At 66.6% G+C, this 18,543-nt stretch carries 22 protein-coding genes and 1 pseudogene; 16 read left to right on the top strand and 7 right to left on the bottom strand.

All coding sequences use genetic code 11. The annotated features are described in order from the left end of the window. Positions 1-34 precede the first annotated feature (34 nt). The 3 genes from DMO17_RS14670 (at position 35) to DMO17_RS14660 (ending at position 1,156) form a co-directional block, all read left to right on the top strand. On the top strand, positions 35-331 hold the full coding sequence (locus tag DMO17_RS14670) for a hypothetical protein (RefSeq protein ID WP_146224922.1): 297 nt from the start codon (positions 35-37) through the stop codon (positions 329-331). A 133-nt stretch (positions 332-464) separates the two neighbouring features. Next, positions 465-704, top strand: a complete 240-nt coding sequence (gene tusA, locus DMO17_RS14665; protein WP_110683234.1) for a sulfurtransferase TusA — start codon at positions 465-467, stop codon at positions 702-704. Beyond that, positions 704-1,156, top strand: a complete 453-nt coding sequence (locus tag DMO17_RS14660; protein ID WP_110683233.1) for a gamma-glutamylcyclotransferase family protein — start codon at positions 704-706, stop codon at positions 1,154-1,156. Before tusA ends, DMO17_RS14660 begins: the two co-directional genes overlap by 1 nt. Before the next feature lie 9 nt (positions 1,157-1,165). On the opposite strand, the gene DMO17_RS14655 is transcribed toward DMO17_RS14660, so the two are convergent. Next, positions 1,166-2,533 carry an MATE family efflux transporter gene (locus tag DMO17_RS14655; RefSeq protein ID WP_110683232.1) on the bottom strand — a complete coding sequence of 456 codons (1,368 nt, stop codon included), beginning with the start codon at positions 2,531-2,533 and terminating at the stop codon, positions 1,166-1,168. Positions 2,534-2,657: 124 nt separating this feature from the next. Here DMO17_RS14655 and pdxB point away from each other — a divergent pair, with 124 nt between their 5' ends. Then, the gene (gene pdxB, locus DMO17_RS14650; protein WP_110683231.1) at positions 2,658-3,788 is read left to right on the top strand and encodes a 4-phosphoerythronate dehydrogenase PdxB; all 1,131 of its coding nucleotides are present in this window, start codon (positions 2,658-2,660) and stop codon (positions 3,786-3,788) included. Positions 3,789-3,799: 11 nt separating this feature from the next. On the opposite strand, the pseudogene DMO17_RS20070 reads toward pdxB, so the two are convergent. Beyond that, positions 3,800-3,958 (bottom strand): annotated as a pseudogene (locus DMO17_RS20070) (PA1571 family protein); the annotation flags it as partial. A 119-nt stretch (positions 3,959-4,077) separates the two neighbouring features. Between DMO17_RS20070 and DMO17_RS14640 the strand changes: the two are divergent. The 5 genes from DMO17_RS14640 to DMO17_RS14620 are packed head-to-tail and all read left to right on the top strand — an operon-like array spanning position 4,078 to position 9,158. Continuing rightward, on the top strand, positions 4,078-5,190 hold the full coding sequence (locus DMO17_RS14640) for an ATP-NAD kinase family protein (protein ID WP_110683229.1): 1,113 nt from the start codon (positions 4,078-4,080) through the stop codon (positions 5,188-5,190). An 18-nt stretch (positions 5,191-5,208) separates the two neighbouring features. Beyond that, entirely contained in the window at positions 5,209-5,793 is a 585-nt protein-coding gene (locus tag DMO17_RS14635; RefSeq protein WP_110683228.1) for a DUF1287 domain-containing protein, read from the top strand. A 33-nt stretch (positions 5,794-5,826) separates the two neighbouring features. Beyond that, a complete protein-coding gene (locus tag DMO17_RS14630) occupies positions 5,827-6,267 on the top strand; it encodes a thiol-disulfide oxidoreductase DCC family protein (protein WP_110683227.1) in 441 nt (146 codons plus the stop codon). After that, complete coding sequence (locus tag DMO17_RS14625; protein ID WP_110683226.1) at positions 6,264-8,042, top strand: ABC transporter transmembrane domain-containing protein; 1,779 nt, start codon at positions 6,264-6,266, stop codon at positions 8,040-8,042. Before DMO17_RS14630 ends, DMO17_RS14625 begins: the two co-directional genes overlap by 4 nt. 9 nt (positions 8,043-8,051) lie before the next feature. Continuing rightward, positions 8,052-9,158, top strand: a complete 1,107-nt coding sequence (locus DMO17_RS14620) for a saccharopine dehydrogenase family protein (RefSeq protein WP_258371553.1) — start codon at positions 8,052-8,054, stop codon at positions 9,156-9,158. Here the strand turns inward: DMO17_RS14620 and rhtA are convergent, their stop codons facing one another. From rhtA to DMO17_RS14605, 3 genes are all read right to left on the bottom strand, one after another. Next, on the bottom strand, positions 9,159-10,016 hold the full coding sequence (gene rhtA, locus DMO17_RS14615; protein ID WP_110683224.1) for a threonine/homoserine exporter RhtA: 858 nt from the start codon (positions 10,014-10,016) through the stop codon (positions 9,159-9,161). Between the two features lie 69 nt (positions 10,017-10,085). Next, a complete protein-coding gene (gene ppnP / locus DMO17_RS14610) occupies positions 10,086-10,367 on the bottom strand; it encodes a pyrimidine/purine nucleoside phosphorylase (RefSeq protein WP_021699787.1) in 282 nt (93 codons plus the stop codon). Between the two features lie 59 nt (positions 10,368-10,426). After that, complete coding sequence (locus tag DMO17_RS14605) at positions 10,427-10,975, bottom strand: 3'-5' exonuclease (RefSeq protein ID WP_110683223.1); 549 nt, start codon at positions 10,973-10,975, stop codon at positions 10,427-10,429. A gap of 144 nt (positions 10,976-11,119) precedes the next feature. Here DMO17_RS14605 and DMO17_RS14600 point away from each other — a divergent pair, with 144 nt between their 5' ends. After that, positions 11,120-11,992, top strand: a complete 873-nt coding sequence (locus DMO17_RS14600) for an NAD(P)-dependent oxidoreductase (RefSeq protein ID WP_110683222.1) — start codon at positions 11,120-11,122, stop codon at positions 11,990-11,992. 36 nt (positions 11,993-12,028) lie between these two features. Here the strand turns inward: DMO17_RS14600 and DMO17_RS14595 are convergent, their stop codons facing one another. Continuing rightward, positions 12,029-12,370 (bottom strand): DMT family protein, encoded by a 342-nt coding sequence (locus tag DMO17_RS14595; protein ID WP_110683221.1) that lies wholly within the window; start codon positions 12,368-12,370, stop codon positions 12,029-12,031. A gap of 117 nt (positions 12,371-12,487) precedes the next feature. Here DMO17_RS14595 and DMO17_RS14590 point away from each other — a divergent pair, with 117 nt between their 5' ends. Then, on the top strand, positions 12,488-12,739 hold the full coding sequence (locus tag DMO17_RS14590) for a YkgJ family cysteine cluster protein (RefSeq protein WP_110683220.1): 252 nt from the start codon (positions 12,488-12,490) through the stop codon (positions 12,737-12,739). A 49-nt stretch (positions 12,740-12,788) separates the two neighbouring features. After that, a complete protein-coding gene (locus tag DMO17_RS14585; RefSeq protein WP_258371552.1) occupies positions 12,789-13,394 on the top strand; it encodes an START domain-containing protein in 606 nt (201 codons plus the stop codon). Between the two features lie 54 nt (positions 13,395-13,448). Here DMO17_RS14585 and gltA read toward each other — a convergent pair whose 3' ends face one another. After that, positions 13,449-14,738 carry a citrate synthase gene (gltA, locus tag DMO17_RS14580; protein WP_110683218.1) on the bottom strand — a complete coding sequence of 430 codons (1,290 nt, stop codon included), beginning with the start codon at positions 14,736-14,738 and terminating at the stop codon, positions 13,449-13,451. A 349-nt stretch (positions 14,739-15,087) separates the two neighbouring features. Here gltA and sdhC point away from each other — a divergent pair, with 349 nt between their 5' ends. From sdhC to DMO17_RS14560, 4 genes are read left to right on the top strand one after another with little or no spacing between them, the layout of a single operon-like run. Then, complete coding sequence (sdhC, locus tag DMO17_RS14575; protein WP_181418792.1) at positions 15,088-15,474, top strand: succinate dehydrogenase, cytochrome b556 subunit; 387 nt, start codon at positions 15,088-15,090, stop codon at positions 15,472-15,474. After that, positions 15,468-15,836 carry a succinate dehydrogenase, hydrophobic membrane anchor protein gene (gene sdhD, locus DMO17_RS14570; protein WP_110683216.1) on the top strand — a complete coding sequence of 123 codons (369 nt, stop codon included), beginning with the start codon at positions 15,468-15,470 and terminating at the stop codon, positions 15,834-15,836. Before sdhC ends, sdhD begins: the two co-directional genes overlap by 7 nt. A gap of 3 nt (positions 15,837-15,839) precedes the next feature. Further along, positions 15,840-17,612 carry a succinate dehydrogenase flavoprotein subunit gene (gene sdhA, locus DMO17_RS14565; protein ID WP_110683215.1) on the top strand — a complete coding sequence of 591 codons (1,773 nt, stop codon included), beginning with the start codon at positions 15,840-15,842 and terminating at the stop codon, positions 17,610-17,612. An 11-nt stretch (positions 17,613-17,623) separates the two neighbouring features. Further along, positions 17,624-18,343 carry a succinate dehydrogenase iron-sulfur subunit gene (locus DMO17_RS14560; protein WP_110683214.1) on the top strand — a complete coding sequence of 240 codons (720 nt, stop codon included), beginning with the start codon at positions 17,624-17,626 and terminating at the stop codon, positions 18,341-18,343. The last annotated feature ends 200 nt before the right edge of the window (positions 18,344-18,543 follow it).

Here is an 18,543-nt window from a genome sequence, read left to right as displayed (position 1 = left end):
GCTTAGCCCTGTCGTAAGCGTCGTAACTTACGTTGTGATGCTCAAGCTGGGGGTTCGTTTGATTGGGCCTGGTGTAGTGTTTTTTTCTCCTGGGTTGCTGTTTGGCGGCTGGTTTGTTTACTTCTTTTGGCTCAGTGTTGCTTTCGCCAAGCGAAGTGTGCTGCTGGCTGTTGCTGCTGTGCTCTTCTGCTGCTGCCAGGTTTTGGCCATTTACCTCTCCGAAATCTGGCTGCTCAGTTTTATCTGGGTTCCCGTGAACATCATCCTGGCGCTATGGATCTACTCAACTCCCACTGAGATCAACGCGCAGGACTCAAGCTCTAGTACCTGAGCCCTGCTGAGCTGAGTAGCTTTTGACAAGCATCAGCGCCATGCAGGTAGGGCTCTGCCGCCGGATCTGAATAGTCCTGATGACCCAGGCCGCAGCTTGCGCAACAATGGCGGCCAGTTTTCCGGAGTAGCCCATGTCCCTGCAACCCGACGCCATTCTCGACGCCTGCGGCCTCAACTGCCCCGAGCCGGTGATGATGCTGCACAACAAGGTGCGCGACCTGCCGGCCGGCGGCCTGCTCAAGGTGCTCGCCACCGACCCCTCGACCAAGCGCGACATTCCCAAGTTCTGCATGTTCCTCGGCCACGAGCTGCTGGAGCAGGGCGAGGATGGCGGCACCTACCTGTACTGGATTCGCAAGAAGGCCGACTGATGGCCTACTACTTCGCCTACGGCTCCAACATGAACCCGGCGCGCATGCAGGCGCGCGGCCTGACGGTCGAGCAGGCGCTGGCGGGGCGCCTGGGCGGTTACCGGCTGTGCTTCGACAAACTTGCCCATGACCATCCGGGGCGGGCCTATGCCAATATCCGCCATCAGGCCGGCGGCGTGGTGGAAGGCGTGCTCTATCGCCTGGCCGACGAGCACGAACTGCTCAAGCTGGATGTCTACGAGGGCACGCCGATCTTCTACAGCCGCGAGCGCATGCCGATCGACACGCAGCACGGGCCGATCGGCGCCTGGCTGTACATTGCCAACCCGGTCTGGCGCAGCGAGGGCCTGGCGCCCAGCCGCGCCTATCTCGAGCACCTGCTGGCCGGCCGGCCCTACCTGTCCGAGCCCTACTGGGCGGCGCTGGCCGCCACCCCCGCACTCGACGATTGAACCGGGACCTTACGCGCGGATATGCCGCCGCGCGCTGCGCGCCAGGCGGATGCCGAGCAGCACGGCCGCGCAGGTCAGGCCGGCCACCAGGCCCTGCCACAGGCCGCTGGGGCCGGAGGGCTGGCCCAGCCAGTCGGACAGGCCCAGGGCATAGCCCACCGGCAGGCCGATGCCCCAGTAGGCGAGCAGGGTGATCAGCATGGTCGCGCGGGTGTCCTGGTAGCCGCGCAGGGCGCCGGCGGCGGTGACCTGCACGGCGTCGGAGAACTGGAACAGCGCGGAATACACCAGCAGGGTGGCGGCCATGGCGATCACCTCCGGATCGGGGCTGTAGATGCGTGCGATCGGCTCGCGCAGCAACATCACCAGGCTCGCCGACAGGCAGGCATAGGTCAGCGCGGTGGCCATCGCCACGCCCGCGGCGAAGCGTGCATCGCGCGGTGTGCCGCGCCCCAGCGACTGGCCCACACGCACGGTGGCGGCCATGGCCAGCGAATAGGGGATCATGAAGATCATCGAGCTGAAGTTCAGGGCGATCTGGTGCCCGGCCACCACGGTGGCGCCGAGGCCGCCGATGAGCAGGGCGATCACCGAGAAGATGCTCGACTCGGCGAAGATCGACACGCCGATCGGCAGGCCGACCGAGAGCAGGCGGCGGATCACCGGCCACTGCGGCCAGTCGAAGCGCAGGAACAGGCCGCTGGCGCGGTAGGCCGGGGCCCAGTGCACCCACCAGAGCATGCCCAGCAGGCTGCACCACATGACGATGCCGGTGGCCCAGCCGCAGCCGACGCCGCCCAGCGCCGGCAGGCCCAGCTTGCCGTAGATCAGCACGTAGTTCAGCGGGATGTTCAGCAGCAGGCCGCAGATGCCCAGCACCATGCTCGGCCGGGTGCGGCCCAGGCCGTCGCTGAAGCAGCGCAGCACCTGGTACAGCGCGGTGGCCGGGAAGCCGCAGGCGACGCCGCGCAGGTAGCCCATGGCCAGGGCGCTGAGTTCGGCATCCACGCCCATCAGGCGCAGCACCGGCTCGGCGTTCCACAGCAGCACCGCGCACAGCGTGCCGATGGCCAGCGCCAGCCACAGGGCCTGGCGCACCAGCGGGCCGTTCTCGGCCTCCTTGCCGGCGCCGAAGCGCTGGGCGACCTTGGCCGTGGTGGCCAGCAGGGTGCCGTTCATCAGCAGGAACACCGGCACCCACAGCGAGTTGCCCAGCGCCACGCCGGCCAGGTCGCGCGCGCTGACGCGGCCGGCCATCACGGTGTCGACGAAGCCCATCGAGGTGTAGGCCAGCTGCGCGATGATGATCGGCGTGGCCAGCGCCAGCAGGGCGCGGATTTCGGCCAGGGTACGGGCCGGGCGGGAGAGGGCGGGCATGGTGGGTCCAGCGGGAGATACGACAAGGCGCGCTAGTCTAGCCCTGTCCGGGTGGTCAGAAAAGCGCGGCCTACCTCCGCCGGCGCCGTACGCCTAGAATGGCGGCTCTACTGTGGAGTGCCCCATGCTGATAGTCGCCGACGAGAACATTCCCCTGCTCGACGAGTTCTTCGCCGCCTTCGGCGAGATTCGCCGCCATCCCGGCCGCGCCATCGACCGCGCCGCCCTGGGCGACGCCGAAGTGCTGCTGGTGCGCTCGGTGACCCGTGTCGACCGCGCGCTGCTGGAGGGCAGCAAGGTGCGTTTCGTCGGCACCTGCACCATCGGCACCGATCACCTGGACCTCGACTACTTCGCCGCGGCCGGCATCGCCTGGTCCAGCGCCCCCGGCTGCAACGCCCGTGGCGTGGTCGACTACGTGCTGGGTTGCCTGCTGGCCCTGGCCGAGCGCACGGGGCGCCAGCTGCCGGAACTGACCTACGGCGTGGTCGGCGCCGGCCAGGTCGGCGGGCGCCTGGTCGAGGTGCTGCGCGGCCTGGGCTGGGACGTGCGGGTCTGCGACCCACCACGCCAGGCGGCCGAGGGCGGCGATTTCGTCGAGCTGGCGGAGATCCTGCGCGAGTGCGATGTGCTCAGCCTGCACACGCCGCTTGATGCCGGCACCCGCCACCTGCTCGGCGCCGAGCAGCTGCGCGCGCTCAGGCCGGGCGCCTGGCTGATCAATGCCAGCCGCGGTGCGGTGCTCGACAATGCGGCGCTCAAGGCCCACCTGCGTAGCGGTGCCGACCTGCAGGTGGCGCTCGATGTATGGGAAGGCGAGCCGCAGGCCGATCCGGAGCTGGCCGCGCTGTGCCAGATCGCCACCCCGCACATCGCCGGCTACAGCCTGGACGGCAAGCTGCGCGGCACGGCGCAGATCTACCAGGCCTACTGCCGGGCCATGGGCCTGGCCGAGCAGGTGCAGCTGGACGAACTGCTGCCGCCGGCCTGGCTCGGCGCGCTGTCGCTGCACGAGGACGCGGCCATCGACTGGGCCCTGGCCACCCTGTGCCGCGCGGTATACGACCCGCGCCGCGACGACGCGGATTTTCGCCGCAGCCTGGTGGGCGACGCGGCGCAGCGCAAGGCGGCTTTCGACCAGCTGCGCAAGCACTATCCTCACCGCCGCGAGATCGACGGCCTGCAGGTGCGCCTGGAAGGGGACGCGCCGCACCTGGCGGCGCTGGTGGGGGCGCTGGGCTGCCGGGTGCTATAGCCGGCCTGGCGCTGCTGCAGGCTCTGCTCCAGTTCGCGACAGGCCTGCAGGATCATCTGCTCGGTGATGGGGATTTCCCGGCCCTCTGCATCGATGATGGCGCCGCCGACCGGCTGCTGCGGGTTGAAGGGCACGACTTGGGCCTGGCTGGGCTGTGGGGTGGGCTGCATGGCCGTCTCCTGATCTGACGATAGGCCGCAGTCTAGGGTGGGCAGATGAAGGCGCGGTGACAGAACCGCGTGACTTGGATTGACGGGCGTGGCCGTTGCCGCGCCGCTTTGGAGTGGTTATGAGCGTTTTCCATCTGGGCCTGATCATCAACCCGCTGGCCGGTCTCGGCGGCCCGGCGGCGCTCAAGGGCAGCGACGGCGTCGCCGCCGAAGCCCTGGCGCGGGGCGCCGAACCGCGCGCGGCGGAGCGCACGCGCATCGCCCTGGAGTGCCTGCGGCCGGTCGCCGAGCGCCTGCAGTTCCTCACCTTTCCCGGGCCCATGGGCGCTGACCTGCTGGCGGAGCTGGGCTATGCCCACCGGGTGCTCGGCAGCCTGGGCGAGGGCCCGACCACGGCGGCGGACACCCAGGCGGCGGTGCGTGAGCTGCAGGACGCCGGCTGCGCGCTGATCCTGTTCGCCGGCGGCGACGGCACCGCGCGCGACGTGTGCAGCGCGGTGCGCGAGGAGCAGCCGGTGCTGGGCATTCCGGCCGGGGTGAAGATCCATTCCGCGGTCTATGCCATCAGCCCACGCGCCGCCGGGCAGATGGCCCTACGCCTGATCGAGGGCGGCCTGGTGCGGCTTTCCAGCGGCGAGGTGCGCGATATAGATGAAGCGGCCCTGCGCGACGGCAGGGTCGGCTCGCGACATTACGGCGAGATGTGCGTACCGGTGGAAGGCGAGTTCATGCAGCACGTCAAGCAGGGCGGCATGGAGTCCGAGGAGCTGGTGCTGGTGGACCTGGCCGACTGGCTGGCGGAGAGCTGGGAGCAGGGCGTGCGCTATGTCTTCGGCCCCGGCTCGACCCTGCATGGCCTGGCGCAGAACCTCGGGCTGGAGACCACCCTGCTCGGCGTGGATGTGATCGAGAACGGCCAGGTGATCGCCCGCGACGTGACCGAGGCGCAGTTGTTCGCGCTGGTCGATTGCCAGCCTGCGCGCCTGCTGGTCACCGCCATCGGCGGCCAGGGCCATATCATCGGCCGCGGCAACCAGCAGATCAGCCCGCGGGTGCTGCGCGCCATCGGCCTGGAGCACCTGCGGGTGATCGCCACCAAGCGCAAGCTCGGCACCCTCGAAGGCCGCCCGCTGCTGGTGGACAGCGGCGATCCGCTGCTGGACGAGGCCTTCCCCGACGCGGTGCGGGTGTGGGCCGGTTACAAGGAAGAGCTGCTGTACCCGATTCGCTGAAAGCGCAGCGGAGGCCTGATGATGAAGTCGCTGTCCATTGCCATGCTGTTGCTGGGGCTGTTGCTCAGCCTCTCCGCCGGGGCGACCATCGACCCGCAGCAGCTGGTGCAGGCCGCGCGCAGCCAGGTCGGCGTGACCCTGGGCTACGACCCGGTCTACCGTCGGCTCGACTATCCTGGCGGTGACGTGCCGCTGGCCACCGGCGTGTGCACCGACGTGCTGATCCGCGCCCTGCGCCAGCAGGGGCTGGACCTGCAGAAGAGCGTGCATGAGGACATGCGCGCGCACTTCTCCGCCTACCCGCGCAACTGGGGCCTGCAGCGCCCGGACCGCAATATCGACCACCGCCGCGTGCCCAACCTGATGACCTGGTTCAAGCGCCAGGGCATGGCTCTCAAGGTCAGCGACAAGCCGGCGGACTACCAGGCCGGCGATATCGTCACCTGGGATCTGGGGCGCGGCCTCACGCATATCGGCATCGTCTCCGATCGCACCAGCCCGGCGGGCGTACCACTGGTGCTGCATAACATCGGTCGTGGCACGCAGGAGGAGGACATCCTGTTCGGCTTCGCCATCACCGGTCACTATCGCTTCGTCCGATGAGTTAGCATCGCGGCAGGATTTCCGGAGGTCGCGATGGCTCTACCACCCCATATCCAGGCCGGCGAGCGCGTGGTGCTGTTCGACGGCGTGTGTCGGCTGTGCAACGGCTGGGCGAAGTTCCTGATCCGCCACGACCGCGAGCGGCGCTTTCGCCTGTGCTCGGTGCAGTCCGCCGAGGGCCAGGCGATCCTCGCCTGGTTCGGCCTGCCCACCGATGCGTTCGAGACCATGGCCTATGTCGAGGGCGAGGCGCTGTTCGTCCGCTCCGACGCTGTGCTGCGCATCGTCGCCCAGCTGCCCGGCGCCTGGCGCTGGCTGGCCTGGCCGCGCATCCTGCCGCGCGCCTTGCGCGACTGGTGCTACGACCGCATCGCGCTGAACCGCTACCGCCTGTTCGGCCGCTATGAAAGCTGCCTGCTGCCCGACTCGGATCACCAGGGCCGTTTCCTCGACAGCGCCGAGCCGCGCTCATGAGCCTGCTGCCCGCGAGCCGACGTGAGGCGCTGAGCCTGGCCTGGCGCTTCGTCACGCCCTATCGCGGGCGGGTGATCGGCGCCTTGCTGGCGCTGCTGTTCACCGCCGCCATCACCCTGTCCATGGGCCAGGGCATCCGCCTGCTGGTGGATCAGGGCCTGGCGACCCAGTCGCAGGCCGCGCTGAACCACTCCATCGGCCTGTTCTTCGTCCTGGTGCTGGCCCTGGCGCTCGGCACCTTCAGCCGCTTCTACCTGGTCAGCTGGCTCGGCGAGCGGGTGGTGGCCGATATCCGCCAGCGCGTGTTCGACCACCTGATCGAGCTGCATCCCGGCTTCTACGAGAGCAACCGCGCCTCGGAGATCCAGTCGCGCCTGACCGCCGACACCACGCTGCTGCAGACGGTGATCGGCTCCTCGCTGTCGATGGCCCTGCGCAACGGCATCATGCTGATCGGCGGGGTGATCCTGCTGTTCGTCACCAATGCCAAACTCAGCGCCATCGTGGTCTGCTCGTTGCCGCTGGTGGTGGCACCGATTCTGATCTTCGGCCGCCGCGTGCGTGCGCTCTCAAGGCAGACCCAGGACCGTGTCGCCGATGTCGGCAGCTACATCGGCGAGACGCTCGGCCAGATCAAGACGGTGCAGGCCTACAACCACCAGAGCCAGGACCGCCAGCGCTTCGCCGGCACCGTGGAGGCGGCCTTCGCCACCGCGGGCAAACGCATCCGCCAGCGCGCCTGGCTGATCACCGTGGTCATCGTCCTAGTGCTCGGCGCGGTGGGCGCCATGCTCTGGGTCGGTGGCATGGACGTGATCGCCGGGCGCATCAGCGGCGGCGACCTGGCCGCCTTCGTGTTCTACAGCCTGATCGTCGGCATGGCCTTCGGCGCCATCAGCGAGGTGATCGGCGAGCTGCAGAGCGCCGCCGGCGCCGCCGAGCGCATCGCCGAGCTGCTGCGTACGCGCAATCTGATCATCGCGCCGCCTGAGGGCGAGCGGCTGCAGCTGCCCGCGCGAGTGAGTGGTGCGCTGGAGCTGCGCGGCGTGCGCTTCAGCTACCCGAGCCGGCCGCAGCATCCGGCCATCGATGGCATCGACCTGGCCGTGCGCGCCGGCGAGACCCTGGCGCTGGTCGGCCCCTCCGGCGCCGGCAAGTCGACCCTGTTCGACCTGCTGCTGCGCTTCTTCGACCCGCAACAGGGCGAGATCCTGGTCGAGGGCCTGCCGATCCAGCGGCTCGATCCGGCCGACCTGCGTCGCTGCTTCGCCCTGGTGTCGCAGAACCCGGCGCTGTTCTACGGCAGCGTGGCCGACAACCTGCGCTATGGCCGCCCCGACGCCAGCGATGCCGAAGTCGAGGCGGCGGCGCGCGCGGCGCATGCCCACGAGTTCATCGAGCGCCTGCCGCAGGGCTACCAGACCCACCTGGGCGAAGCCGGGTTGGGGCTTTCCGGCGGCCAACGCCAGCGCCTGGCGATCGCCCGCGCGCTGCTCAGCGACGCGCCGATCCTGCTGCTGGACGAGGCCACCAGCGCGCTGGACGCCGAGAGCGAGCACCTGATCCAGCAGGCCTTGCCGGAGCTGATGCGCGGGCGCACCACCCTGGTCATCGCCCACCGCCTGGCCACGGTGAAGAACGCCGACCGCATCGCAGTGATCGACCGCGGCCGCCTGCAGGCCATCGGCACGCATGGCGAGCTGGTGCTGAGCAACCCGCTGTATGCCCGGCTGGCCGAGCTGCAATTCAATACCGAGCGCCGCGAGCGCGACTGAGGAGTGGGCGTGGACAGGGAGTTTGGGGTAGTAGTGCTGGGTGGCTATGGCAACTTCGGCCAGGTCATCGTGCGCAGGCTCAGCGGCATTGCCGGGATGCGCGTCTGGGTGGCCGGTCGCGACCGCGCCAAGGCCGAGGCGCTGGCCGCGCAAGCCGGTGGTAAAGCGCTGCAGCTGGACATGAATGCTCCCGACCTGGCCGAGCGCCTGCGTGCTACTGGCGCGCAGCTGGTGATCTCCACCGCCGGGCCGTTCCAGGGCCAGGACTACCGGGTCGCCCGCGCCGCCATCGAGGCTGGCCTGCACTATGCCGACCTGGCCGATGCGCGGGCCTTCGTCTGCGGCATCGGCGAGCTGGATGAAGCAGCGCGGGCCGCCGGGGTGCTGGTCTGCGGCGGCGCCAGCTCGGTGCCGGCGCTGGCCGGGGCGGTGATTGATGAGCTGCTGCCGCGCTTCTCGAGGCTGGACAGCATCTGGCATGGCATCAGCTCATCGGAGAAGACCCCGGGCGCCTCGACCCTGGCGGCGGTGCTGGACTATTGCGGCAAGCCGTTCCGGCAATGGCGCGATGGCCAGTGGCAAACCGTGCACGGCTGGCAGGACCTGGCCCGCCATGACTTCCCCGCGCCGCTAGGCCCGCGCTGGGTGGCCAACTGCGATATCCCCGATCTCGAACTGTTCCCGGCGCGCTATGCCGGCGTGCGCAGCGTGCGCTTCTCCGCCGGTGTCGGCCTGCGCATCACCCAGTTTGGCACCTGGGCGCTGTCCTGGCTGGTGCGTGGCGGCCTGCTGCGCAGCGCAGTGCCGCTGACCCGGTTCCTGCATCGCCGCGCCGTGTCGGTGGAGCCTTTCGGCGACGGGCGCAGCGGCATGTTCGTGTGCCTGCAGGGGCTGGACCAGCAGGGGCAGCCGCTGCACCTGTGCTGGGAGCTGCTGGCTGAGCACAACGACGGCCCGAACATCCCCTGCATGGCCGCCGTGGCCCTGGCCCGCAAGCTGGCCGCCGGCACCCTGCAGGCGCGTGGCGCCATGCCTTGCCTGGGGCTGCTGACGCTGGACGAGTACCTGGCGGAGCTGCAGGGGCTGGCGATCAGCAGCGCCCTGCGCCAGCTCTGATCAGGCGTGCTTGCGCGGGCGGATGGTTGCCGCCGCGCCGGAGGAAGCGAGGATGATGGCGCCGATGGCCAGCCACTGGGTCGGGCTCAGCCGCTCGCTGAGGAAGATCAGCCCGGAGAGGGCGGCGATGGCCGGCTCCAGGCTCATCAGCACGCTGAAAGTGCGTGCCGGCATGCGGGTCAGGGCGACCATCTCCAGGCTGTAGGGCAGCGCCGAGGACATCACCGCCACGGCCAGGGCCACCGGCAGCAGGTCGAGGGAGAACAGGCCCTCGCCGACCGACCACAGCCCCACCGGGAACACCAGCATGGCCGCCACCAGGGTGCCGAAGGCCACGGTCTGCCGGCCATGGGCGGCGCCGGCTTTCTGCCCGAAGAGGATGTACAGCGCCCAGCACACCCCGGCCCCCAGGGCCAGGCCCATGCCCAGCGGGTCGAGGTGGTCGTCGTCGGCGGTATCCGGCAGCAGCAGCCAGAGGCCGAGCGCGGCCAGGGCGATCCACAGGAAATCCAGCAGCCGCCGCGAGCCGAACAGCGCCAGGGCCAGCGGGCCGGTGAATTCCAGGGCCACGGCGATGCCCAGCGGGATGGTCTTCAGCGACATGTAGAACAGCAGGTTCATCGCCCCCAGCGACAGGCCGTAGCCGAGCAGCGAGCGCCACGCAGCGAGATTCGGCCGCGTGCGCCAGGGGCGCATGACGATGCACAGGATCAGCGCGGCCAGGCTCAGGCGCAGCGCAGTGGTGCCCTCCGGGCCGATCAGCGGGAACAGGCTCTTGGCCAGGGAGGCGCCGCTCTGGATCGAGGTCATGGCGACCACCAGCAGGGCGATGGGCAGGAGCAGGGTGGGGCGGGGCATGGCGCGTTCCGAATGATGCGGCAATAAAAAAACCGGCCACTGGGGCCGGTTTCTGCAACTCAGCCTAGCTTAGCGGTATTCGCACAGGTAGGCGGTGTCTACCGCTACCTTCAGCTGGAACTTGCTGTTGCCCGGCACGGTGAACTGGCTGCCGGCGGCGAAGGTTTCCCAGTTGTCGCTGCCCGGCAGCTTGACGGTGAGGGCTCCGGCGACCACGTGCATCACTTCCAGCTGGGCGGTGCCGAACTCGTACTCGCCGGGGGCCATCACGCCGATGGTGGCCGGGCCTTCGGCCATGGCGAAACCGATGGATTTGACGGTGCCGTCGAAGTATTCGTTGACCTTGAACATGGCGGGCTCCTCGGAAGGGTCAAAAAGGCCCGCCAGTATGCCCAAGGCCGGCCTGCACGTCATCCGCCGCCAGTGAATATCAGCGGTAGCAGGCGGGCGGTATTGCGCGCGTCTTCCAGGGCGCGGTGCTGCTGCCCGCGGAACTGCAGGCCGGTCAGCTGCAGGGCGCCGTTGAGGCCGACGGCACGCTTGAGCTGGCGGCTCTCGGCGAAGCGCTGCTTGAGGTTGTGGTGGGGGAGATCCTGCAGGACGCTGCGCAGGCCGTGGCGCTGCCATTCCAGCTGCAGCTGGCGGCGATCGTAGTCGCCCCAGCTGCCCCAGCCCTGCAGTTGCGGCAGGTGCGGCGCCAGCCAGCACTCGAACTGCGGCCAGACCTGGGCGAGGGGCGCGGCGGCGTCGACCTGCGCCTGGCTGATATGGGTCAGCTCGCGGCAGAAGGTGGTCAGGCAGGGGCGGCGCAGCGGCCGCACGAATCGCTGGAAGGGTTCCAGTTCGTGGCCGGCGGAGTCCACCAGGGTGGCGCCGATCTCGATGATTTCCATGTCTTCCAGGGGCCAGCCGCCTTCCTCGGTGGTGGCCTCCAGGTCGATGACTAGCCACTGCTGCATGCGTCCCTCCTTAGCTGGCAGTCAGTATGGGCGGCCCGCGCCGCCGCGGCAAAGCGCCGTGCACAGTTTTGCCCTGCAGCTGTGCTGGCCGGCTGCCCCCCGATAAGGGATATGCTTGGGGCATAACGAGTAAGGAGGTGAGGCATGGCAAAGGTGGCATTCATTGGCCTGGGCGTGATGGGTTTTCCCATGGCCGGGCATCTGGCGCGCGAGGGGCACGAGGTCTGTGTGTACAACCGCTCCCCGGCCAAGGCGCAGCAGTGGCAGGACGAGTTCGCCGGCACTACGGCGCCGACCCCGCGCGAGGCCGCCCAGGGCGCCGAGTTCGTGATGACCTGCGTGGGCAACGATGATGACCTGCGCAGTGTGCTGCTGGGGCCGGATGGTGCTTTCGCCGGCATGGCGCCGGCCAGCGTGCTGGTCGACCATACCACCGCCTCGGCCAATGTTGCCCGTGAGCTGTCGGTGATTGCCGCCGAGCGCGAGCTGGGCTTTCTCGATGCGCCGGTGTCCGGCGGCCAGGCGGGCGCGGAGAACGGCATGCTGACGGTGATGGTCGGTGGCGAGGAGAGCTTCTACAAGCGTGCCGAGCCGGTCATCGATGCCTACGCCAAGATGATCAAGCTGATGGGGCCGGTGGGCAGTGGCCAACTGACCAAGATGGTCAACCAGATCTGCATCGGTGGCCTGGTTCAGGGCCTGGCCGAGGCGCTGCACTTCGCCCAGTGCGCAGGGCTAGACGGTCACGCGGCGATGGAGGTGATCAGCAAGGGCGCGGCGCAGTCCTGGCAGCTGGATAACCGTCACCAGACCATGCTGGCTGGCAAGTTCGACTTCGGCTTCGCCGTGGACTGGATGCGCAAGGACCTGTCGATCCTGCTGGAGGAGGCTCGCCGCAACGGCGCGCAGCTGCCGGTGACGGCGCTGGTCGACCAGTTCTACTCCGATGTGCAGGCCATGGGCGGTGGCCGCTGGGATACTTCCAGTCTGATCGCCCGTCTTAAGCAGCGCAGCTGATGGCGCTCGGCCCGTTCGGAGCCGGGCGGGCTACCTTCAGGCGCGGAAGATGAAGTACACGGCGCCGAGCAGGCACAGGCCAGCCCACAGGTAGTCCAGCTTCAGCGGCTGGTGCATCACGTAGACGCTGAACGGCACGAACACCGCCAGGGTGATGACTTCCTGCATGATTTTCAGCTGGCCGACCGACAGTTCGGTGTAACCGATGCGGTTGGCCGGCACCATGATCATGTATTCGAAGAAGGCGATGCCCCAGCTGATCAGCGCGGCGATGAACCAGGGCTTGGCGTTCAGCGTCTTCAGGTGTCCGTACCAGGCGAAGGTCATGAAGATGTTGGAGAGGGTCAGCAGGGCGGCGGTTTGCAACCAGACGGGCATGGGCTGGGCTCCGGGGTGAATCCGGCAAGCCTAATCAGGCGCTTTTCGTTCGGCAACCGGCTGGCTAGGCGCTAGAATCGGCGCCCTCGTTGACCTGCCTGTCGTGAGGTTGCCTCCATGCAATGTCGCCCCGGGTGCGGTGCCTGCTGTATCGCGCCTTCCATCAGTTCGCCGATTCCCGGCATGCCCCAGGGCAAGCGGGCTGGCGAGCGTTGCCTGCACCTGACCGCCGAGCTGCGCTGCGCCATCTTCGGCCAGCCTGAGCGGCCATCGGTCTGCTCCGGTTTTGCCGCCGACCCGGAAGTTTGCGGGAGCAGCCGCGAGGAGGCCATCCGCCTGCTCGGCTGGCTGGAGCAGGCCACCGCCTGACCCTATCCGGCTCGCCTTCCGAGCGTGCCCAATTCTTCGAGGAGCAACAATGGTTTTCTTTCGAATGGCGGCGCTCTGCACCTTCGGCCTGCTGGTCAGCGCCCAAGTGCAGGCCGAGAGCTGGCAGCTGAGCAAGGACGAGGAGGGTATCCGGGTCTACCTCAGCGAGGTGCCAGGCTCCAAGTACAAGGCTTACCGCGGCGTAACCACGATCAAGGGCGATGTCGCCAGCCTGCGCGCCCTGCAGGAGGATGTGCAGGGTTCATGCACCTGGATCCACGCCTGCGTCGAGCAGCGCCTGCTCAAGCACGAGGGGGCGCAAAGCTGGGTCTATACCCGTTTCGCGATGCCCTGGCCGGTGCAGGCGCGCGATTCGATCCTGCATGTGGTGTCGGAACAGGGTGCCGACGGCAGCCTGACCCGCCGGCTGGAAGGGCAGCCGCAGTACCTGCCGGAGGATCGGGAGCATGTGCGGGTCGCCAGCCTGCAGGGCTACTGGCGCTTCGTGCCGCAGGGTGAGGGCCAGGTCGAGGTGACCTACCAGGTGCACACCGAGCCGGGTGGCAGCGTGCCGTCCTGGTTGGCCAACAGTTTCGTGGTGGATGCGCCGTTCAACACCCTCAAGGGATTGCGCGAGCTGGCCGAGAAACGCTGAGGTCGCAAACGAAAAAGGCTGCCATTCGGCAGCCTTTTTCTTTACCCGCAAAACTTACTTGCGGTCTTCCAGCTTGACGTAGTCGCGCTTGTCGTAGCCGGTGTACAGCTGGCGCGGACGGCCGATCTTGTACGGGCTGGAGAGCATTTCCTTCCAGTGCGAGATCCAGCCGACGGTACGCGACAGGGCGAAGATCACGGTGAACATGCTGGTCGGAATGCCGATGGCCTTGAGGATGATGCCCGAGTAGAAGTCCACGTTCGGGTACAGGTTGCGCTCCTTGAAGTACGGATCGGTCAGGGCGATCTCTTCCAGGCGCATGGCCAGTTCCAGCTGCGGGTCGTTCTTGATGCCCAGTTCGGCCAGCACTTCGTCGCAGGTCTTCTTCATCACGGTGGCGCGCGGGTCGCGGTTCTTGTATACGCGGTGGCCGAAGCCCATCAGCTTGAACGGATCGTTCTTGTCCTTGGCCTTGGCGATGTACTTGTCGATGTTCTCGACGCTGCCGATCTCGTCCAGCATGGTCAGCACGGCTTCGTTGGCGCCGCCGTGTGCCGGGCCCCAGAGAGCGGCGATACCGGCGGCGATACAGGCGAACGGGTTGGCACCCGAGGAGCCTGCCAGGCGCACGGTGGAGGTGGAGGCGTTCTGCTCATGGTCGGCGTGCAGAACGAAGATGCGGTCCATCGCCTTGGCCAGCACCGGGCTGATCGGTTTGATCTCGCACGGGGTGTTGAACATCATGTGCAGGAAGTTTTCTGCGTAGTTCAGGTCGTTACGCGGGTACATCATGGGCTGGCCCATGGAGTACTTGTAGGCCATGGCGGCGATGGTCGGCATCTTGGCGATCAAGCGCATGGCCGAGACTTCGCGGTGCTGCGGATTATTGATGTCCAGCGAGTCGTGGTAGAAGGCGGAGAGGGCGCCGACCACGCCGCACATGATGGCCATCGGGTGGGCGTCGCGGCGGAAACCGTTGAAGAAGCTCTTCAGCTGTTCATGAACCATGGTGTGGTTCTTGATGACGCTGACGAACTTGGCCTTCTGCTCGGCGGTCGGCAGTTCGCCGTTCAGCAGCAGGTAGCAGGTTTCCAGGTAGTCGGACTTCTCGGCCAGCTGCTCGATGGGGTAGCCGCGGTGCAGCAGAACACCGGCGTCGCCGTCGATGTAGGTGATCTTCGACTCGCAAGAGGCGGTCGACATAAAGCCAGGATCAAAGGTGAAGCGACCCGTGGCGGTCAGGCCCCTCACGTCGACAACATCGGGACCTACGGTGCCGGTCAGTACGGGCAGCTCTACGGGGGCATTGCCCTCGATGATCAACTGCGCTTTTTTGTCAGCCATGTGCGGCCTCCTGTTTATGCTTGGAATCATCAGACAGCCCCCCACGCAGGGCCCGGGACACTATAGAGACATAAATCTGAAAGTCAATTTACTGAAACCCAGACGGCAGACGGGTTTCAGCCCTTTTTCAGGGCGCGGGGAGGGGCCTAATACGTCATTTATTTAAGCCGCGCAATCCGCTTTTGGGTGTGGGGTCTTGCGTTGTCATTAGTAACCTAACTGTCTATACTCTGCGCCCGGCCGTCAGAGGCTTTAGAGCCTTTAATATGGCGGCTGGCACTCCCTTGGTGAGGGGTACCTGACCAGTGCACTTCCCGACAACTTGCCCTGCTTGTTAGGGGCCTCTAGTGTGAAAAAAGCCGTGAATAGCCAACGACCTGTAAACCTAGATCTCAGGACCATAAAACTCCCGATCACAGCTTATACGTCCATTCTGCACCGGGTTTCCGGTGTCATCCTCTTCCTGGGTATCGTCGTGATGCTGTTTGCTCTCGACAAATCCCTGGTGTCCGAGGAGGGCTTTGCAGAAGTCCAGGCGTGCCTGGCCAGCCCACTGGCCAAGTTGATCATCTGGGGTCTGCTGTCCGCCCTGCTGTACCACCTGGTGGCCGGTGTACGCCACCTGATCATGGACATGGGTGTCGGTGAGTCGCTGGAAGGCGGCAAGCTGGGCTCGAAGATCGTCATCGCCGTGTCGGCGGTGGTCATCGTGCTGGCGGGAGTTTGGATATGGTAACTAATGTCACCAACTTTTCGCGCTCGGGTCTCTATGACTGGATGGTGCAGCGCGTCTCTGCTGTTGTCCTTGCTGCTTACTTTCTGTTCCTGATTGGCTATCTGGTGGTCAATCCGGGGCTGGGCTATGCCGAATGGCATGCCCTGTTCTCCCACAATGCGATGCGCATCTTCAGCCTGCTGGCGCTGGTTGCGCTGATCGTGCACGCCTGGGTCGGCATGTGGACCATCACTACCGACTACCTGACCCCCATGGCTATCGGCCGTTGGGCGACCGGCGTGCGTTTCCTCGTCCAGGCGGCTTGCGGCGTGCTTCAGTTCGTCGTGTTCGTCTGGGGTGTGCAGATCCTGTGGGGTTTCTGATTCATGTCTAGCATTCGTACTCTTTCCTATGACGCCATCATCGTCGGTGGCGGTGGTGCGGGCATGCGTGCCGCACTGCAACTGGCTCAGGGTGGTCACAAGACTGCCGTGGTGACCAAGGTCTTCCCGACCCGTTCGCACACCGTGTCCGCCCAGGGCGGCATCACCTGCGCCATCGCCTCGGCCGACCCGAACGACGATTGGCGCTGGCACATGTACGACACCGTCAAGGGCTCCGACTACATCGGTGACCAGGACGCGATCGAATACATGTGCTCCGTCGGTCCGGAAGCCGTGTTCGAACTCGAGCACATGGGCCTGCCGTTCTCCCGTACCGAGCAGGGTCGCATCTACCAGCGCCCGTTCGGTGGCCAGTCCAAGGGGCCGGACAATCCGACCCAGGCGGCCCGTACCTGCGCCGCGGCCGACCGTACCGGTCACGCCCTGCTGCACACCCTGTACCAGGCCAACCTGAAGGCTGGCACCTCGTTCCTCAACGAGTGGTACGCGGTGGACCTGGTGAAGAATCAGGACGGCGCCATCGTCGGCATCATCGCCATCTGCATCGAGACCGGTGAGACCGTCTACATCCGTTCCAAGGCCGTGGTTCTGGCCACTGGCGGTGCCGGTCGTATCTACGCCTCCACCACCAACGCCCTGATCAACACCGGTGACGGTGTCGGCATGGCCCTGCGTGCCGGTGTGCCGGTGCAGGACATCGAGATGTGGCAGTTCCACCCGACCGGCATCGCCGGCGCCGGTGTGCTGGTCACCGAGGGTTGCCGCGGTGAGGGTGGTTACCTGATCAACGCCCACGGCGAGCGCTTCATGGAGCGCTACGCGCCGAACGCCAAGGACCTGGCCGGCCGCGATGTGGTCGCCCGCTCCATGGTCAAGGAAGTGATCGCCGGCAACGGCTGTGGCCCGAACAAGGACCACGTGCTGCTGAAGCTCGATCACCTCGGCGAGGAAGTGCTGCACAGCCGTCTGCCGGGCATCTGCGAACTGTCCAAGACCTTCGCTCATGTCGATCCGGTGGTCGCGCCGGTTCCGGTCATCCCGACCTGTCACTACATGATGGGTGGCGTGGCCACCAACATCCATGGCCAGGCCATCACCCAGGACGCCAGCGGCAACGACAAGATCATCGAAGGTCTGTTCGCCGTGGGCGAAGTCGCCTGCGTATCGGTACACGGTGCCAACCGTCTGGGCGGCAACTCGCTGCTCGACCTGGTGGTATTCGGCCGCGCCGCCGGCCTGCACCTGGAGAAGGCGCTCAAGGAAGGCGTGGAAGTTCGTGGCGCCAGCGAGACCGACATCGAGCAGTCGCTCAAGCGTCTGTCCGGCGTCAACGAGCGCAGCAGCGGCGAAGAAGTCGCCCCGCTCAAGCGCGAGCTGCAGCAGTGCATGCAGAACTACTTCGGTGTATTCCGTACCGGCGAATACATGAAGAAGGGCATCGCCCAGCTGGCCGACCTGCGCGAGCGCATCGCCAACGTCAAGATCGCCGACAAGAGCCAGGCCTTCAACACCGCGCGCATCGAAGCGCTGGAGCTGCAGAACCTGCTGGAAGTGGCCGAGGCCACTGCCATCGCCGCCGATACTCGTACCGAGTCGCGTGGTGCCCATGCCCGTGAAGACTACGAGGAGCGTGACGACGAGAACTGGCTGTGTCACTCCCTGTACTTCCCAGGTGACAAGCGTGTGGCCAAACGCGCGGTCAACTTCGCGCCGAAGACCGTTCCGGCGTTCGAACCCAAAGTACGTACTTATTAAGGGTGGCAACCATGTCTCTTGGCAAAACCTTGCAAGTCAGCGTCTATCGCTACAACCCGGAAAAGGACGCCGCACCTTTCATGCAGGACTTCGACATCGAGATCGATGGCAAGGACCTGATGGTGCTCGACGTGCTGGCCCTGATCAAGGAACAGGACGAGGGCTTCTCCTACCGTCGTTCCTGCCGCGAGGGCGTGTGCGGTTCCGACGGCATGAACATCAGCGGCAAGAACGGCCTGGCCTGCATCACCCCGATCTCCACCGTGGTGAAGGGCAATAAACTGGTCATTCGTCCGCTGCCGGGCCTGCCGGTCATCCGTGACTTGGTCGTCGATATGAGCATCTTCTACAAGCAGTACGAGAAGGTGCAGCCGTTCCTGCAGAACGATACTCCGGCTCCGGCCATCGAGCGTCTGCAGAGCCCGGAAGAGCGCGAGAAGCTGGACGGCCTGTACGAGTGCATCCTGTGCGCGTGCTGCTCCACCAGCTGCCCGTCGTTCTGGTGGAACCCGGACAAGTTCCTCGGTCCCGCTGCGCTGCTGCAGGCCTATCGCTTCCTGGCCGACAGCCGCGACACCAAGACCGCCGAGCGTTTGGCGTCCCTGGATGACCCGTTCAGCGTGTTCCGCTGCCGCGGCATCATGAACTGCGTCAACGTCTGCCCGAAAGGCCTGAACCCGACCAAGGCCATCGGTCACGTGCGCAACATGCTGCTGCAGAGCGGTACCTGATCCACCGCTTCACGTAACACCTGCGTCGGCGGAGCGATTCGCCGGCGCAGTAAAGCCAGGGCCCCAGCTCACAAAGCCGGGGTTCTTATTTGAAAGAAAATGACGACCAGCAGGGGCATCCGGGCTGGTACCCGGACTATCTGCGGGATCCGTAGTGGCTTACCAGGTCGCTGCTCTAGGACTATGAATGGCCCAGCTAC

This window comes from Aquipseudomonas alcaligenes (assembly GCF_003205495.1).
GTDB classification, from domain to species: domain Bacteria; phylum Pseudomonadota; class Gammaproteobacteria; order Pseudomonadales; family Pseudomonadaceae; genus Aquipseudomonas; species Aquipseudomonas alcaligenes_B.
The sequence above is the reverse complement of the archived record's forward strand: the minus strand, read 5'-3'. Positions and strand labels throughout refer to the sequence as shown.

What these genes read in the sequence shown, in the direction of transcription:
- tusA (WP_110683234.1), top strand. Translation starts at nt 465, where the DNA reads ATGTCCCTGCAACCCGACGCCATTCTCGACGCCTGCGGCCTCAACTGC.
- DMO17_RS14660 (WP_110683233.1), top strand. Translation starts at nt 704, where the DNA reads ATGGCCTACTACTTCGCCTACGGCTCCAACATGAACCCGGCGCGCATG.
- DMO17_RS14655 (WP_110683232.1), bottom strand. Translation starts at nt 2,533, where the DNA reads ATGCCCGCCCTCTCCCGCCCGGCCCGTACCCTGGCCGAAATCCGCGCC.
- pdxB (WP_110683231.1), top strand. Translation starts at nt 2,658, where the DNA reads ATGCTGATAGTCGCCGACGAGAACATTCCCCTGCTCGACGAGTTCTTC.
- DMO17_RS14640 (WP_110683229.1), top strand. Translation starts at nt 4,078, where the DNA reads ATGAGCGTTTTCCATCTGGGCCTGATCATCAACCCGCTGGCCGGTCTC.
- DMO17_RS14635 (WP_110683228.1), top strand. Translation starts at nt 5,209, where the DNA reads ATGATGAAGTCGCTGTCCATTGCCATGCTGTTGCTGGGGCTGTTGCTC.
- DMO17_RS14630 (WP_110683227.1), top strand. Translation starts at nt 5,827, where the DNA reads ATGGCTCTACCACCCCATATCCAGGCCGGCGAGCGCGTGGTGCTGTTC.
- DMO17_RS14625 (WP_110683226.1), top strand. Translation starts at nt 6,264, where the DNA reads ATGAGCCTGCTGCCCGCGAGCCGACGTGAGGCGCTGAGCCTGGCCTGG.
- rhtA (WP_110683224.1), bottom strand. Translation starts at nt 10,016, where the DNA reads ATGCCCCGCCCCACCCTGCTCCTGCCCATCGCCCTGCTGGTGGTCGCC.
- ppnP (WP_021699787.1), bottom strand. Translation starts at nt 10,367, where the DNA reads ATGTTCAAGGTCAACGAATACTTCGACGGCACCGTCAAATCCATCGGT.
- DMO17_RS14605 (WP_110683223.1), bottom strand. Translation starts at nt 10,975, where the DNA reads ATGCAGCAGTGGCTAGTCATCGACCTGGAGGCCACCACCGAGGAAGGC.
- DMO17_RS14600 (WP_110683222.1), top strand. Translation starts at nt 11,120, where the DNA reads ATGGCAAAGGTGGCATTCATTGGCCTGGGCGTGATGGGTTTTCCCATG.
- DMO17_RS14595 (WP_110683221.1), bottom strand. Translation starts at nt 12,370, where the DNA reads ATGCCCGTCTGGTTGCAAACCGCCGCCCTGCTGACCCTCTCCAACATC.
- DMO17_RS14590 (WP_110683220.1), top strand. Translation starts at nt 12,488, where the DNA reads ATGCAATGTCGCCCCGGGTGCGGTGCCTGCTGTATCGCGCCTTCCATC.
- DMO17_RS14585 (WP_258371552.1), top strand. Translation starts at nt 12,789, where the DNA reads ATGGTTTTCTTTCGAATGGCGGCGCTCTGCACCTTCGGCCTGCTGGTC.
- gltA (WP_110683218.1), bottom strand. Translation starts at nt 14,738, where the DNA reads ATGGCTGACAAAAAAGCGCAGTTGATCATCGAGGGCAATGCCCCCGTA.
- sdhD (WP_110683216.1), top strand. Translation starts at nt 15,468, where the DNA reads ATGGTAACTAATGTCACCAACTTTTCGCGCTCGGGTCTCTATGACTGG.
- sdhA (WP_110683215.1), top strand. Translation starts at nt 15,840, where the DNA reads ATGTCTAGCATTCGTACTCTTTCCTATGACGCCATCATCGTCGGTGGC.
- DMO17_RS14560 (WP_110683214.1), top strand. Translation starts at nt 17,624, where the DNA reads ATGTCTCTTGGCAAAACCTTGCAAGTCAGCGTCTATCGCTACAACCCG.